Genomic DNA, 14762 nt, shown 5'->3' on the forward strand with positions numbered 1-14762 from the left:
TGGGCGGGCGCCTCAAGCGCCTCGGCGACGGCGCCGACGGTGTTCTTGTCAGGGTCTTCCGGGATATACTGGCTACCGACGCCGGTCACGTCGATGGTGGTGCGGTTGGCCTTCTCGACGCGAACGATGTCCGCCGGCCGTTCGAGGGCCGCCCCGAACACGTCGAAGCCACTCCCGAGGTTCGCGCTCGTCGCGGGCGCCCGCACCGTGAGCATGGCCGGGGATACCGCTCGCCCCCGGATAAATCTACCCGATGCGCCCGGCCAGTCGAAAGAGGCAACACTGTGCCCCAACGACTGGGCGTATGATCGGCATCGTCGGCGGCGGTCTCGCGGGGCTTTCCGCCGCGTATCGCCTCCAGAACGCAGGCCATGAGGTGCGCGTCTTCGAGGCCAACGACCGCCTTGGCGGCCTTGCGGCCACCTACGAGACCCGCGGTGACCGCATCGAGAAGTTCTACCATCACCTCTCGAAATCCGAACAGACCATCGTCGAACTCGCTGAGGAACTCGGCGTCGGCGACCGAATCGAGTGGCACATCGGCGAGAACGCCTACTACGTCGATGGCGTCGCCCATCCCCTCGATACGCCCTGGGAGATCGCCGCCTACCCGTATCTCTCGACGTACGATAAGTTCCGGCTGACGATGCTCACGCTCGGCATCGATGTCCGCGGTGGTCGGCCGCGCCGTGACACCTATGAGAACCTCGAGGACTTTGAGGACGTTCCCATCAAGCAGTTCCTCATCGAGCATACGACTCACGGCGTCTACGAGTATTTCTTCGAGCCGCTTTTGGACGCGAAGTTCGGCTCCCGGACGGAAGACGTCTCGGCGGCGTGGCTGCTCGGCCGCGTCAAGTTCCGCGGCGAGCGCGACATCCTCCGCGGCGAGAGTCTCGGCTACCTGGAAGGCGGCTTCGGCGTGTTGGTCGACGCGCTCATCGAGGCGGTCGGCGAGGAGAATATCGAGACGGGGGCGTACGTCACAGACCTGGCGTTCGAGGATGGTGAGACCCCATCCCGCGGCCCCGTCGAATCACTGACGGTCGAGAAACATGCCGAGGAGACGACTGTGACAGAGGTACACCCCGTTGATGACGTCGTCGTCGCGACGATGCCTGACGTCCTCGAATCACTGACCGGCTACGAATGCGACATCGACTTCCAGGGCTCTGTGTGTGGCGTCGTCTCGATGGACGAGCAGTTGATGGACACCTACTGGCTCAACATCGCCGACGAGGCGCCGTTCGGCGCCCTCATCGAACACACTAATTTCGTCTCGCCGGAGCGCTACGGCGGTGAACACCTCCTGTACGTCGCGAGCTACATCCAGGACACCGACGAGGAACTGTGGCAACTCGACGACGACGGCGTCGAAGAACTGTGGCTCGACGGCATCGAGGAGATGTTCCCAGATTTCGACCGCGACGGCGTAAACTGGATGCTAATCGGTCAAAACCCGAAGACAGCTCCGGTGTACGAGCGCGGCTATCTCGATCTGGTCATCCCCTACGACCTCTCGGAGTCGGTCGCGCCGGGCGTCCACTACGCGGGCATGGCCTCGCGCGCACAGTATCCTGAGCGAAGCCTCAACGGGGCTATCGAGGCCGGCTACGCCGCGGTAGACGGGCTCCTGGACGCCGACGGCCGCTGACGCTGCCCCGCCCTATTTCGGCTCGATCTTCCCGGCGAACGTCTGGAACTCGATTATGTCGCCGGGAATGTGGAACGTGTCGGTCGCGAACTCGTAGACGTTCTCCGGGGTTTCGGCATCCCAGACGATGTAGCCGAACTCGCCTTCGACCGTCGTTTGGTGCATGTTGATCTCGGCATCGGGAACGTCGAACTCCGCGAAGAGCTCGGTGAACAATCCCTCTATCTCCTCGAGGCCGTGGAACGCGCCCATGTTCGTGACGACCGTCGACGATTCGTCGTAATCGACCATGACCGCCTCGAGGTCTTGCGTTTCGAACGCCTCCAGGTGATGGTCGAGAACTCGTTCTGTGGTGCTCATGACCTATCTCCCGTGCGGTGTGGTACCGACGGACAGCCATACAAGCGGCGCGAACGGCTAATAGATTCGGGACGGAACGCGGAAAAAGAACCGTTAATCGGCCTGGACTTCGTCGTCGACGCCGGGTGCCTGCGTCGGGTCGATGTCTTCGGGTTCCTCGGTGCCGCCGGCCACGGTCTGTCCCTCGGGCGTTTCCACGTAGACATCGTCGGCGAAGCCAGCGACGGCGTTCTCGTACTCGCCTTCCTCGAGTTTCTCGGGCGTCGCGGGCGCCTCCGCAATGCCGGTAGCGGGCCGGAACTCACCGAGCGGGTCGTCGATGGTGATGCCGTGGGTTTTGAAGAACTCCTCGTAGCGGCGGAAGTGTTCGTCCAGTTCGTCGCCGGGGAACTCCATCATCTCCGTCCAGCCGTGGTTGAAGAAATCGAAGTTGGCCTGGATGTGCGTAATCTCTCGGGCCTCGGCCTCGGTGTAGCCGGATTCGAGCGCCTCGACGTAGGTGTCCATCGTCGCATCGAAGAAGTCATCGAGGTGGTCACGTCGCTCCTCGCGGTTTGCCTCGTCGGTTTTACCGAGGAAGATTTTCGTGTGCATATCGACCAGCTTGTCGTTGGTCATGTCGCCGATGACGGGCATTGTCAGCGCCTTCTTGGCGGCCCAGTGGCGGACGTTCTGGCGGATTTTCATGTTCGTAGATGGGGGCTCTGTGTCCTTGAACCCCGCGACGCCGGAAGCACTCGGCCAGCGTCCGCCCGCGAGCGCGGTTCGACGGCCGAACGCGGTGACGGCCGCCGTCGCATTTCCAGCCGTAATCACAAACGGCCGTGACGCCCCGTGGCAGCGTGATGAATCGCAACATAGCAATTCACATTAAGGCGGGTGCCATACCCGTGGACATGTGTGCGTCGCACGTTATAATCGGTGACGGCATCGCCGGCTCGTCCGCGGCCGAGACCATCAGGGAGGCCGATCCGGATGCCGACGTCACCGTCATCACGGAGGAGGGGGAGGCCCTGTACAATCGTATTCTCATCAAGGAGTTCGCGAAGGGGAAACTGCCCGAGGCGCCCGTCTCGATTCACGACCCCGATTGGTACGAAGACCGGGATATCGACCTCCAGATGAACACCGTCGTCACCGAGGTCGACACCGACGCCCACGAGGTACACACCCATGCGGGCGACGTCTACGAGTATGACAAACTGCTCGTCGCGACCGGCGGGACGCCGACGCAGCTCCCCGTCGACGGAAGCGACGCCGAGGGCATCCACCACTTCTGGACGTTCGAGGACGCCCGCGCCATCAAGCAAAGCGCCGAGGAAGCCGACTCCGGCGTCGTCGTCGGGGCCGGCCTGCTCGGTATCGATCTTGCGGCCATCTGCGGCGCACAGGACGTCGAAGCCCACTATCTGATGCGTGGCAACGCCTGGTGGCGCTATGCGCTCTCGGAGGACGGCGCCGAAATCATCCACGACGCGCTACGAGAGAAGAACGTCACGCCGGTGTTCGACTCCGGCGTCGACCACTTCGAGCCGGACGACGATGGCCACGTCACCGCGGCCATCGACCCGAACGGCGAGCGCTTCGAGGCTGACTTCGCCGGCGTCGCCATCGGCCTGGATTTCAACACCGAGTTCCTCCGTGGCAGCGGCCTCGAGATGGACAACGGCATCGTCGTCAACGAGCACATGCAGACGAACGTCGAGGACGTGTACGCGGCCGGTGACATCACGCAGTTCCACGATGTCATCCTCGGCGAGCGCGCCCAGAACGGCGCCTGGGGGTCGGCAAAGGAGCAGGGCTCCATCGCCGGCTCGAACATGGTCGCCGACGAACCCGCGGAAACCTTCGAGTGGGTCTCATCGTACTCTATCACACACTTCGATTTCCCCTTCCTTTCGTTCGGCCATCCGACGCTCGGTGACAAGACCGTCGAGAAGAAATACGACGAGGGAACCTGGCGTCGCGTCGCCATCAAGGACGGCCGCGTCATCGGTGGCGTCCTCATCGGCGACCTCGCGCCCCAGTCGGGCCTCAAACAGCTCGCCCGCAGACAGGTCGATGTCTCCGGCAAGGAAGAACTACTGCTTGCCGAATCCATCGACGTCGACGCCTTCGAGGAAGCCGCAGCGGCCGAATAACCGCGTTTAGCCGCTTAGCCGGCCAGCGTCGAAAACTGATTGATGCCGTCATCGGTGCCCGCAACAACCAGCGTGTCGTCTTCGTCGATGACGAATTCGGGGCCGATGTCCGTCAGCAGTTCGCCCTCACGCTCGGCGGCGACAACCGTACATCCGGTTCGAGCGCGAATATCTGCCGCCGCGAGACTCGTCCCGGCCAGCCGCGGTGCCGACGTTCGGACGAGCTCGATCTGTAAGTCGGGCGTGAGCACCTGCTCTTCGAGCAGCGCCGAGGCGACCATCCGGCCGGTCACGGTCGATAACGAGAGGACGTAGTCGGCGCCGGCCCGGTACATCTTCGTGACGTTCTGGGATTCCTCGGCGCGGGCGACGATTTCCGTTTCGGGACTACGGTCGTCGATGACGAGGGCGGTGAACTCCGCGATAGTGTCGTCGGGGAGCGCGAGGATGGCCCACCGTGCCCCATCGATACCGGCTCGGTCGAGCGTGTCGGGTTCGGTCGCGTCGCCGATGATGTCGACGCCCTCGAGGTCGTCGCGGTCGACGACCGTGTAGGGAACGTCGGCTGTCTCCAGTGCCTCGGTGACGGTTCGGCCGACCTCGCCGTAGCCGATGACGATGGCCTCGCCCTGTTCAATGCGGCGGACGGGCGAGCGGGTGAGCGACCGCAGCGCAGAGAGCTGTTCTTGGGTGCCGGTCACGAGCAACACCGACCCGTCGGTGAGCGTCGTCTCCGGCGACAGGGGGCTGCGGAATTCCCCGTGGAACCACGCGCCGATGACGTTCGCGCCGGTCTCTTCGCGGATGCCGCTTTCGGCGAGCGTCGACCCGGCCAGCGGGCTACCGCGCTGGATGGCCAGTTCGGCGATTTCGAAATCATCGCCGATTTCGACGGCGTCATCGAGTTCGGCAGTCACGGCGCTTGTCACCTTCGAGGCGAGACTGCGGCCGAGCAGCGGGCGCGGCGAGACAACCACGTCGGCACCCGCGAGTCGGTGGTAGCGTTCGCTGTCGGGCTCTTCGACGACGCTGACGACGCGAACGTCCTCCGAGAGTTCCCGGGCGGTCAGAACGATGCTCGTGTCTACCTCGTCGGAGACGTCCGCGACGAGCGCCCGCGCTGACGTGAGATTCGCGCCCGCAAGCCCCTCTGCGGTTTCGGGGTCGGTGTGGATGACCTCGTACCCATCCTCGTAAAGATCGAGCGCGCGTTCGCGGTCGGGTTCGATGAGGACGTAGTCGGCGCCGCGGGATTGGAGTTCCTCGATGAGCGTCTCGGCCCGGGAGGTGTACGTACAGACGACGACGTGGTCGTCGAGGCCGTTCGTGAGCCGGGTCGGCACCGTCGTCGAGAGGGCGTCCTGCAAAAGTGGGAAAACGAACACCGGTAACGCGAGGAAGATGAGCACGACGCCGGTGATGTCCATCACGATGACGAGGACGTTCATCTCCGGGCTCGTCCACGGCGCATCGGAGCCGAACCCGGTCGTCGTGAACGTCTCGACGACGATCTGCAGCGCGTGCAGAAACGTCGTCGGCTCGCCCTCGAACGTCGCCATCCCGTGTTGGTAGGCGACCGTATAGCCGAGTATCGTCACGATGAGCACCGACGTGTAGTAGACCGTTCGGCGCTGCCACTCGTCCATACGTATCCCTCAGCCGGATGGTGGTTAAAGGTGAACAGTCACACGCCGTAGAGGTAGACGATACCGAGGGTCGTGACGACGGTCAACAGCAACTGCAGGGGCGCGCCCACGCGTGCGAAGTCAGTGAACTTGTAGCCACCGGGGCCGTACACCATGAGGTTCGTCTGGTAGCCGATGGGCGTGAGCATGGCCGTCGAGGCGGCGAAGGTGACGGCCAGGACGAACGCGAAGGGGTCGGCGCCCAACTGCAGGGCCGCATCGTAGGCGACCGGTATCATCAACACGGCGCTTGCGTTGTTGCTGACGACGTTCGTGATAAGCGAGGTGAATAGATAGAAGATGCCGAGCAGGGCGACGATACCGAGCCCGGCGCTTGCGTCCACAACCACGTCGGCGAGCAGTGAGGCGGCGCCCGTCTCCTCCATGGCGACGCCGAGCGGGATGAGGCCGGCAAGCAGGAAGATGACGTTCCAGTCGACGGCGCCGTACATCTCGGTCGGGCGGACACAGCCGGTGACGACCATGGCGACGATACCCGCCAATGCCGCGATCATGATGGGCAGGATGCCGAGCGCGGCGGTGGCCACGACGGCGCCGACGATGCCGACGGCGACCGGGATGCGCTCGGAGCGGAAGTCGGGTCGGGTGAGCTCCTGGGCGACGATGAAGTTCCGGTCGGTCGAGAACCGGCGGACGGTGTCCTCGCTGGCCTGTATCAACAGCGTGTCACCGGCCCGGAGGGTGCGTTTGTCCATCCGCTGGTGGATGATGTCGCCGCCGCGGCGAATCGCCAGCACGGACGCGTCGTAGCGCTGCCGGAAGTTGAGCGTCTCAAGCGTCTCGCCGAGAAGCGAGGTATCCGGCGTGAGGACGACCTCGACGAGGCGCTGTTCGCCCTCCTCGTCGACGCCCGTCTCCTCGCCTTCGAGCAGTTCGTCGGTCGCCTCGACATCGGGGGCGAAATCCAGCCCCTCGGTGTCCATGAGGCCGACGAGGCTCTGGCGGTCGACCCGCAACACGAGGATATCACCCTCACGGACGACTTTCCGTGAGAGCGGTTCGTTGAACGCCTGCTTGTCGCGAATGAGCTGAACGATGTCGGCGTCGACGTCGATTTCGGAAAGCGCTTGATCGACGGATTTGCCGATCATCGGTGAATCCTCACGGACGATGACTTCCGTCAGGTACTGCTTCATCTCGAACTCGTCCGTGAGCTCGGTGCGGGCCTTGATGCGCTCGGGGAGGAGCCGCGGCCCGAACGCGAGCAGATACAGCGTCCCGGAGACGAGCACCAGGCCCCCGAGAGCGGTGAACTCGAACATCGAGAACGGCTCCGTTGCGGCGCCGCCGATGCGGTCGTACACGTCCGAGGCGAGGATGTTCGTCGACGTGCCGATGAGCGTGAGCATCCCGCCCATCATCGAGGCGAAGGAGACGGGTATGAGCAGTTTCGACGGCGAAATACCCGTCCGGTCGGACAGCTCCGTCACCATCGGAATCATCACCGCGACGACCGGCGTGTTGTTGATGAAGCCGGCCGTCCCGCCCGAAAGCGTGAGGACGGCGACGAGCTGTCCGAACGGGCTCTCACCGAACCGTTCGGCGATCTTCCGCCCGATGATGTTGACGACGCCGGTTTGGCGGATACCCTCCGAGAGGATGAACATCGCAAGCACCGTCACCGTCGCCGAGGAGGCAAAGCCGGAGACACCCTGCTCTGGCGTCACCCCCGTCCACGGTTCGAGAATGACGAGCGCAACGAGAACGCCGATGGCGGTGACGTCGATTGGCACCGGCTCCGTGACGAAGAGCACGAGCGCGACGAGGATGATGGCGAAGACGACGAGCATCCCAGTCGTCAGTCCGGTTCCAGCGACGAGCGCGAACACACCGCCGTTTCGCCCAATCATCGCCTAAAAGTTCTGGTCAGTGACGCGTTGTCTTCCGTGGCTGCGCCCGCCCACGCGAGTACCGTTTCCGGCGGACGATTCCAAAGTGTTTTCTCCGGGCCCACCACGTGTCAGGTATGGACGGCGGCGGCTCTACGGACATGACACTCGCGTTCGAGTTGGAAGCGCTCAAGCGACTGGCTCGGCCGGAGGAGGTGTTCTCCGACGCTCGCACCTGGAGTGAGTACGTCGGGGTCGTCTCCGATAAGCCGACCTACGTCGTGACCAACTTCACGCGGAAGAACCGCATTCGACAGGACTTCTTCTCGGGCCCGCGCGGTCGCGAGGAGAGCCTCGACAACGTGAAAACGCAGTTCGACACCGACCGACACGTCTTCGTCGGCGTCGACCAGAACGACGCTGACCTCGCCGAGACAGTCGATTGGGAGTACCTCCCCCTCGAACAGGCCGCCGACGCGGCGGGCTGGGAACTCGGCGACGCGGAGGCCGATGACGCCGAGGCCGACGACGAAGCGCGCGACGACTGGCCGTAAAACGGTGACTGCCGGCGATTCACCGCTCGTCGCCGGAACGCTCCGGGTCATCGGTGTGTTGCTTGCGTCTCTTGTTATCGTTCGCGGAATCTTCTCAGAGCCGATACGCTACGCGGTGGTGGTCGGACTCGTCATCGGCCTCGGCTTCGCGTTGGCAGCGTATGCCAGACGTCTCCGTGGCCGGTAGCGCGTCACGGGCATTCTTAAGAGGCCGGCGGTAGGCCATCCGGTATGAGTCTCGATATCGGTGAGGCGTTCAGCGAGGGTATCTCGCGGACGGTCGCCAAGAACGGGCTGTTACTGGCGGTTGTTTTCGCCGTCGTTGCGCTTTTGACGACCGTGTTGTTCCAGACGTTTTTGGTCGGGTTACTGGAGGCCATCCTCGAATTCATGCAGAGCGCCTCCACCAGCGAACTCGGTATCCCACAATCGGAATACGACCAGGCGCTCGAGCAGCTCCGGAACACTGCCCAGCAGACCCGACAGACGTCGCCGCTTGCGCTCAACATCCCGGCCGGCGTCGCTGCTGCCGGCCTGCTCGTCCTCGCTATCGTCTCGGAAGCCGTCTCCATCGTCGCCATTCGCGTCTTCGCCACCGACGAAACCGAAACGATGCCCCGCGATCTCACCACTCGAAACATCGTTCTGGCGACGCTGAACGGCTTCATCGGTGGCATCGTCGTCTCCGCGCTCATCCTCGTCGGCTTCGTCTTCCTCATCATCCCCGGTATCTTCCTCGCGGTGGCGTTCTACTTCCTGCGACAGGAGATCGCGTTGAACGACAAGAACTTCGTCCAGGCGATGGCTGACTCCTGGCGAGTAACGAAGGGTCACCGCATCACCGTGTTCGCCCTCGCGCTCGTGCTCGTCCTCATCGCACAACTCGAAGCGATGGTCGGCAGCGCGTTCGGCGAACTGTCACCGCTCGCGAGCGCGCTCGTCACGCCGGTCGTCGGCGGAATCCTCGGCGTCTTCGGCGCCGCAGTCGTCACGCGAGCGTACGTCCAGCTCCAGGAGCCAGACCTCGAGGCCGAACCCGAAACGTCCGACGAACAGACCGACCCCTACGACGCCGCCTTGGGCGCCGACGACATCCCCGAGTAGTCGTTCGCCGACACTACTGTTTTCCCGGTTTGCACCGTAGCGCCGAGCATGTCCGAACGCGATACCGACGTCGAGGTCGAGGTTGAGGTCGAAGTGGACGAGGACGAACTCGAAATCGAGGTCGGCGATACCGAAACAGCCGAAGCCGAGCTGGTGACGGATGGGCTCGAAATCGAAGTCGAGGTTGAAGTCGAGATAGAGGAAGAACACGACGAGGACGACGAATCGGAGGGGCGGGTCGCCGAGTAGCCACCGCGGAACGCTGTTTTTAACCCGCTCGGTCGCCGAGAACGGACAATGGCAGACCCGAGAGTGCCGGGCGACGACCCCGGGACGCTGGAGCTTTCCTGTGGCGAGACGGTACACGCCCACGACCTCGATATGGGGATGCGGGAGGTTCGGTGTGACTGCGGCGAACGCCACGCCGTCGTCGTCGACGTCCACCCCATCTCGCGGTTCGTCCCCGAATCCATCGCCGACGTCCTCCGGGAAACCATCGAGACGGACGATGAGTTCCCCGAGTTCGGCATCGCCCACGTGATGGGCATCGTCTTAGAGGAGTTCCCCGAGAAGGTGGCCGTTGCCGACGTCAGCGAGGACGGCCACGTCGGCTACGCGCTCATCTGGGTGACCGACTTCGACTCGCGCCGTCTCCACGAAATCATCGTCGAACTGCTCGTCGAGTTGATGGAGCACGCCGCCAGCCACGGCGACAATGCGACCGCCTCGCAGTTCGAACAGCAGATGACGAACTTCGATGTCGAGGCGTTTGTCGACGCCTATCGGGACGAGCGAGCGTTCGAATCGGAAGTCGATACGCCGGTGTGAGGGCGACACGGTGTAACACGGCCAGGCCGCTCAGTGTCTGACGAGGCGGTTCAGTTCCACACTGCCGCCGTCGTTCGGTTTCTGTCGTTCGCCCGTCTGACGATTGTCTGACGGGGTGTTATGGTATACGGGCACATGCGTAAGCACATGCGCATACGCCGGGGTGAGTTTGAGCGTATCCGTTCCGTGCTGTCGGAGGCCGACCCGGAGGAGCCACTGACCGCACGGGAGATCCTCGACCTGCTGGAAGAGCACGGCGAGGAGTTCGACAGCGCTCACCGCGTCGCCACCGTTCTCGGCCGTGAGGCGGAGGCTGGCGAGGTCGAGGTCATCCGCGACCAGCCGTACCGCTATCGGCTCGGCGAAGTGAGTTAACCCCAGTTCTGTTGCCGCCAGCTTTGCCCGTGGGGAACGGTAGCACCACCCGGTTCGAGTCGATGCCGATGGATTCATACGGATTGTTGTCCCAAATTATGGGTGAGCGGCCGGTACGGCTCGGCGTTCGCTGGGAAACGACTACAACAATCCGTATCACACTCTCCCGTCACACCGCTACGAATAGCGAAGCTCTGAACCGTGGTTCGGCGGCGGTTCGGCCCGACGCGTTCCTGTTTTCCACGTCTTATCGCCGCTATCGGCAATCGTCGCACGATTCGAAATTCGTACTCTTGTTACGAAATCCGCACTCTTTCGCCGGGCTTATTACGATGTACGAACTGAACAGGAGTAATGACAGACGACGAGCGTACCATCCTGCTCATCGGCAGCGGACCGATTCAGATCGGACAGGCGGCCGAGTTCGACTACTCCGGCGCCCAGGCGTGTCGGGCGCTCCAGGAAGAGGGCGCTCGGGTCGTCCTCGTCAACTCGAACCCTGCGACCATCATGACCGACCCGGAGATGGCCGACAAGGTCTACGTCGAGCCCATCACTCCCGAAGCCATCGCCGAGGTCATCCGCAAGGAACAGCCCGACGGCGTCATCGCCGGCCTGGGCGGCCAGACTGGCCTGAACGTCACTGCTGAGCTCGCCGAACAGGGCGTCCTCGAGGAATACGATGTCGAAATCATGGGCACGCCGCTCGACACCATCTACGCGACGGAAGACCGCGAGCTCTTCCGCGAGCGGATGCGGAAGATCGGCGAGCCGGTGTGTCGCTCCGAGACCATCGAGTCGATGGACGAAATCGAGGATGCGGTTGAGTCCGTCGGCGGGCTGCCGGTCATCGCCCGCACCGCCTACACCCTCGGTGGCTCCGGCTCCGGTGTCGTCGACGACATGGACGAGCTCCGCGAAATCGTCCGCAAGGGCTTCCAGCTCTCCCGGAACCACGAAGTCCAGATCACCGAATCCATCGCCGGCTGGGTCGAACTTGAATACGAGGTGATGCGCGACGCCGACGACTCCTGTATCATCATCTGCAACATGGAGAACATCGACCCGATGGGCATCCACACCGGCGAATCCACCGTCGTCACCCCCTCGCAGGTCATCCCTGACGAAGCCCACCAGAAGATGCGCGACTCCGCCCTGAAGGTCATCCGCGAACTCGGTATCGAAGGTGGCTGTAACATCCAGCACGCCTGGCGCGACGACGGGACGCCATCCGGCGAATACCGCGTCGTCGAGGTGAACCCCCGCGTCTCCCGTTCCTCCGCACTCGCCTCGAAGGCGACCGGCTACCCCATCGCCCGCGTCACCGCGAAGGTGGCGATGGGCAAGCGCCTCCACGAGATCGAAAACGAGATTACGGGACAGACCACGGCCGCCTTCGAGCCCGCCATCGACTACGTCGTCACGAAGGTGCCGCGGTGGCCGAAGGACAAGTTCAGCGACGTCGAGTTCGAGCTCGGGCCGGCGATGAAATCGACCGGCGAGGCGATGTCCATTGGCCGCACCTTCGAGGAGTCGATGCTGAAGGCGCTTCGCTCCTCGGAGTACGACCCCGCGGTCGACTGGACGACCGTCTCCGACGACGAACTCGAAGCGTCGTATCTCGAACGGCCGACCCCTGACCGCCCGTACGCCATCTTCGAGGCCTTCGAGCGCGACTACACCGTCGAAAACGTCATCGAGCTGACCGGCATCAAAGAATGGTACGTCGAGCGGTTCAAGCGCATCGCCGACGCCGCGGAAGCGGCCGCCGAAGGCGACTTCCAGATTGCTGCGGACGCCGGCTTCACGAACCAGGAGGTCACCGCCATGGCCGGCGGCGAGTTCAACGACACTCACGCCTCCTGGATTCCGTCCGAACAGCGTGAGACCGACGACGAACCGGAACTCGAAACGGACGGTGCCGGCGTCACCATCGACGACGTCGAGGACGAGACCTCCCACCGGACGTACAAGCAGGTCGACACCTGCGCCGGAGAGTTCCGCGCGTCGACGCCGTACTACTACTCCGCACGCGAGCCGTTGACCGGACAGGGCGCAAGCGAGGTACAGGTCGACCGTGACGTCGAAAGCGTTGTCGTGGTCGGCGGCGGCCCCATCCGTATCGGGCAGGGCGTGGAGTTCGACTACTGTGCTGTCCACGCCGTCCGGGCCCTCCGCGAGGAGGGCATCGACGCCCACGTCGTCAACAACAACCCCGAGACGGTGTCGACGGACTACGACACCTCCGACGGGCTGTTCTTCGAGCCGATTACGGCCGAAGAGGTCGCCGACATCATCGAGGAGACGAACGCCGACGGCGTGATGGTACAGTTCGGTGGCCAAACCTCCGTCAACGTCGGTGACCCCCTTGAGGCCGAACTCGAACGGCGTGGCCTCGACTGTGCGGTCATGGGCACCTCCGTCGAGGCGATGGATCTCGCGGAAGACCGCAACCGGTTCAACGCCCTGATGGACGAACTCGGAATCAGTCAGCCGAAAGGCGGCACCGCCACGAGCGAATCCGAGGCCCTGGAGCTGGCCCATGACATCGGCTACCCGGTGCTCGTTCGCCCGTCCTACGTGCTCGGTGGCCGCGCCATGGACGTGGTCTACTCCGACGCGGAACTCAAAGAGTACATCGAGGAGGCCGTTCGCGTCTCCCCGGACAAACCCATCCTCGTCGACGAGTTCCTCGCGGACGCGGTCGAGCTCGATGTCGACGCCGTCGCCGACGTTCGGAATTCGTCGGGGACGAATTCCGCAGCCCATCAGAAATCGAAGATTTCTGAGGACGGTGACGACGTCCTCATCGGCGGCATCATGGAACACGTCGAGGCAGCGGGTGTCCACTCCGGCGACTCCGCCTGTATGATTCCGCCGCGCTCGCTCTCCCAGGACACGCTCGAACGCGTCCGCGAAGTGACACTCGACATCGCCCGCGCACTCGATACCGTCGGCCTGCTGAACGTCCAGCTGGCCGTCCGCGACGGCGAAGTGTTCGTCCTGGAGGCCAACCCCCGCTCTTCGCGCACCGTTCCGTTCGTCTCGAAGGCGACCGGCGTCCCGATTGCCAAACTCGCGGCGAAGGTGATGGCCGGCCAGTCGCTCGACGAACTCCGCGCTCACGAGCAGGTGCCCGAACACGTCTCCGTGAAGGAAGTCGTCCTGCCGTTCGACCGCCTGCCGGGCAGCGACCCCCGTCTCGGCCCCGAGATGAAATCGACCGGCGAGGTCATGGGCACGGCCCGCTCGTTCGGCAAAGCCTATCTCAAAGCCCAGTCGTCGACCAGCAAGCCCATCCCGACCGAGGGCACCGCCATCGTCGACCTCGAAACCCTGCGCGGCATGTCCCAGAAGAACGAGGATATCTCCGACGTCCGCGAGGGTGCCGAACGCCGCTTCGACGTCCACGAGAAGGACGACTTCGATGACATCGAAGCCGCGATTCGCGACGACGAGATCGACGTTATCTTCTCGCGTGACCGTGACCTCCTCGAGGTCGCCGTCGAGGAGACCATCACCTACTTCTCGACGGTGCCGAGCGCCCGCGCGGCGCTTGAAGCCATCGAGACGGTCGACGAACCGCTCGACGTGATGGCTGTCTCGGAGCGGCCGACCGAGCGTCGCGACTGGGGCGAGTAGAAACCGGGGGCCCCTACTCCACGAGCGGGGCGACGCGGTCGTCTTCTGCGAGCATCGACTGTACGGTGCCGTCGTCGGCGCCGAGCGAGTACGTCGGTCGACCCTTGCCAACCGGCGAGCCGTCCTCCGGGCGCTTTTCCTCCACCAGTTCGGTTTCGGCCAGCGCGTTGAGCGAGCGCATGACATCGGCTTCCGAGAGCCGCCCGACCGTTCCGCTGTCAACACGCTCGAGTGCGGCCGTGACTGCCTCCCGTATCTCGGCTGAGTTCGCTGGTGTGGCCTCGCGGTCGGCAAGGTCGATAATACAACCGAGTACGATACGCTCTTCTAGTGATGCCGCCTCCAGTTCGTCGTGCATACGTACCGATTTACAACAAGGACGATAAGTCCTGCCCTGACCAGCAGCCGGTTCCGGAACCGATAGCGGTTCCACAGGATTTAGCCGCCGGCTCCCGTCCACCCGGTATGGATATCGAATCGGTGTTTCCCGAAATCGAAAGCATCGAGGACGACACGCTCCGAACGGGCGTCTCGACAGCCTGGACGACCGCGGCCGGCGTCAACGGCCT

At 63.9% G+C, this 14762-nt stretch carries 14 protein-coding genes and 1 pseudogene; 9 read left to right on the forward strand and 6 right to left on the reverse strand.

Annotated features, from left to right (window positions below):
• Window positions 1–215: pseudogene (locus ACI8UR_RS10730) on the reverse strand (homoserine kinase); the annotation flags it as partial.
• An 89-nt stretch (window positions 216–304) separates the two neighbouring features.
• Between ACI8UR_RS10730 and ACI8UR_RS10735 the strand changes: the two are divergent.
• A complete protein-coding gene (locus ACI8UR_RS10735) occupies window positions 305–1654 on the forward strand; it encodes an NAD(P)/FAD-dependent oxidoreductase (protein WP_411715596.1) in 1350 nt (449 codons plus the stop codon).
• A 12-nt stretch (window positions 1655–1666) separates the two neighbouring features.
• Here ACI8UR_RS10735 and ACI8UR_RS10740 read toward each other — a convergent pair whose 3' ends face one another.
• Together ACI8UR_RS10740 and ACI8UR_RS10745 are read right to left on the reverse strand one after the other, a co-directional pair.
• On the reverse strand, window positions 1667–2014 hold the full coding sequence (locus ACI8UR_RS10740) for a nuclear transport factor 2 family protein (protein ID WP_411715597.1): 348 nt from the start codon (window positions 2012–2014) through the stop codon (window positions 1667–1669).
• 93 nt (window positions 2015–2107) lie between these two features.
• The gene (locus tag ACI8UR_RS10745) at window positions 2108–2701 is read right to left on the reverse strand and encodes a DUF6149 family protein (protein ID WP_411715598.1); all 594 of its coding nucleotides are present in this window, start codon (window positions 2699–2701) and stop codon (window positions 2108–2110) included.
• Between the two features lie 209 nt (window positions 2702–2910).
• On the opposite strand from ACI8UR_RS10745, the gene ACI8UR_RS10750 reads away from it, so the two are divergent.
• Window positions 2911–4155: an NAD(P)/FAD-dependent oxidoreductase gene (locus ACI8UR_RS10750; protein ID WP_411715599.1), complete on the forward strand. Its 1245-nt coding sequence runs from the start codon at window positions 2911–2913 to the stop codon at window positions 4153–4155.
• 14 nt (window positions 4156–4169) lie between these two features.
• Here ACI8UR_RS10750 and ACI8UR_RS10755 read toward each other — a convergent pair whose 3' ends face one another.
• Window positions 4170–5801 (reverse strand): potassium channel family protein, encoded by a 1632-nt coding sequence (locus ACI8UR_RS10755; RefSeq protein ID WP_411715600.1) that lies wholly within the window; start codon window positions 5799–5801, stop codon window positions 4170–4172.
• Window positions 5802–5839: 38 nt separating this feature from the next.
• Entirely contained in the window at window positions 5840–7690 is a 1851-nt protein-coding gene (locus tag ACI8UR_RS10760) for an SLC13 family permease (protein WP_411715601.1), read from the reverse strand.
• 137 nt (window positions 7691–7827) lie between these two features.
• Between ACI8UR_RS10760 and ACI8UR_RS10765 the strand changes: the two genes are divergently transcribed.
• From ACI8UR_RS10765 to carB, 7 genes are all read left to right on the forward strand, one after another.
• Window positions 7828–8244: a hypothetical protein gene (locus ACI8UR_RS10765; protein ID WP_411715602.1), complete on the forward strand. Its 417-nt coding sequence runs from the start codon at window positions 7828–7830 to the stop codon at window positions 8242–8244.
• Between the two features lie 4 nt (window positions 8245–8248).
• Window positions 8249–8431 carry a hypothetical protein gene (locus ACI8UR_RS10770; RefSeq protein WP_411715603.1) on the forward strand — a complete coding sequence of 61 codons (183 nt, stop codon included), beginning with the start codon at window positions 8249–8251 and terminating at the stop codon, window positions 8429–8431.
• 44 nt (window positions 8432–8475) lie between these two features.
• Window positions 8476–9348, forward strand: a complete 873-nt coding sequence (locus ACI8UR_RS10775) for a hypothetical protein (RefSeq protein WP_415087863.1) — start codon at window positions 8476–8478, stop codon at window positions 9346–9348.
• 48 nt (window positions 9349–9396) lie between these two features.
• Window positions 9397–9597, forward strand: a complete 201-nt coding sequence (locus tag ACI8UR_RS10780) for a hypothetical protein (protein ID WP_411714626.1) — start codon at window positions 9397–9399, stop codon at window positions 9595–9597.
• Window positions 9598–9645: 48 nt separating this feature from the next.
• The gene (locus ACI8UR_RS10785) at window positions 9646–10176 is read left to right on the forward strand and encodes a DUF5815 family protein (protein WP_411714627.1); all 531 of its coding nucleotides are present in this window, start codon (window positions 9646–9648) and stop codon (window positions 10174–10176) included.
• Between the two features lie 147 nt (window positions 10177–10323).
• On the forward strand, window positions 10324–10551 hold the full coding sequence (locus tag ACI8UR_RS10790; RefSeq protein WP_411714628.1) for a hypothetical protein: 228 nt from the start codon (window positions 10324–10326) through the stop codon (window positions 10549–10551).
• A gap of 354 nt (window positions 10552–10905) precedes the next feature.
• A complete protein-coding gene (carB, locus tag ACI8UR_RS10795) occupies window positions 10906–14193 on the forward strand; it encodes a carbamoyl-phosphate synthase large subunit (RefSeq protein WP_411714629.1) in 3288 nt (1095 codons plus the stop codon).
• Window positions 14194–14206: 13 nt separating this feature from the next.
• Here the strand turns inward: carB and ACI8UR_RS10800 are convergent, their stop codons facing one another.
• The gene (locus ACI8UR_RS10800; protein WP_411714630.1) at window positions 14207–14551 is read right to left on the reverse strand and encodes a hypothetical protein; all 345 of its coding nucleotides are present in this window, start codon (window positions 14549–14551) and stop codon (window positions 14207–14209) included.
• Between the last annotated feature and the right edge of the window lie 211 nt (window positions 14552–14762).

Source organism: Natronomonas sp. (assembly GCF_047616845.1).
In the GTDB taxonomy this organism is placed as follows: Archaea; Halobacteriota; Halobacteria; order Halobacteriales; family Haloarculaceae; genus Natronomonas.

Excerpts from the sequence above, each read along its gene's own strand:
- ACI8UR_RS10800 (WP_411714630.1), bottom strand. The coding sequence starts at position 14,551 with ATGCACGACGAACTGGAGGCGGCATCACTAGAAGAGCGTATCGTACTC.
- ACI8UR_RS10755 (WP_411715600.1), bottom strand. The coding sequence starts at position 5,801 with ATGGACGAGTGGCAGCGCCGAACGGTCTACTACACGTCGGTGCTCATC.
- ACI8UR_RS10740 (WP_411715597.1), bottom strand. The coding sequence starts at position 2,014 with ATGAGCACCACAGAACGAGTTCTCGACCATCACCTGGAGGCGTTCGAA.
- ACI8UR_RS10780 (WP_411714626.1), top strand. The coding sequence starts at position 9,397 with ATGTCCGAACGCGATACCGACGTCGAGGTCGAGGTTGAGGTCGAAGTG.
- ACI8UR_RS10735 (WP_411715596.1), top strand. The coding sequence starts at position 305 with ATGATCGGCATCGTCGGCGGCGGTCTCGCGGGGCTTTCCGCCGCGTAT.
- carB (WP_411714629.1), top strand. The coding sequence starts at position 10,906 with ATGACAGACGACGAGCGTACCATCCTGCTCATCGGCAGCGGACCGATT.
- ACI8UR_RS10745 (WP_411715598.1), bottom strand. The coding sequence starts at position 2,701 with ATGAAAATCCGCCAGAACGTCCGCCACTGGGCCGCCAAGAAGGCGCTG.
- ACI8UR_RS10790 (WP_411714628.1), top strand. The coding sequence starts at position 10,324 with ATGCGCATACGCCGGGGTGAGTTTGAGCGTATCCGTTCCGTGCTGTCG.
- ACI8UR_RS10765 (WP_411715602.1), top strand. The coding sequence starts at position 7,828 with ATGGACGGCGGCGGCTCTACGGACATGACACTCGCGTTCGAGTTGGAA.
- ACI8UR_RS10750 (WP_411715599.1), top strand. The coding sequence starts at position 2,911 with ATGTGTGCGTCGCACGTTATAATCGGTGACGGCATCGCCGGCTCGTCC.
- ACI8UR_RS10785 (WP_411714627.1), top strand. The coding sequence starts at position 9,646 with ATGGCAGACCCGAGAGTGCCGGGCGACGACCCCGGGACGCTGGAGCTT.
- ACI8UR_RS10775 (WP_415087863.1), top strand. The coding sequence starts at position 8,476 with ATGAGTCTCGATATCGGTGAGGCGTTCAGCGAGGGTATCTCGCGGACG.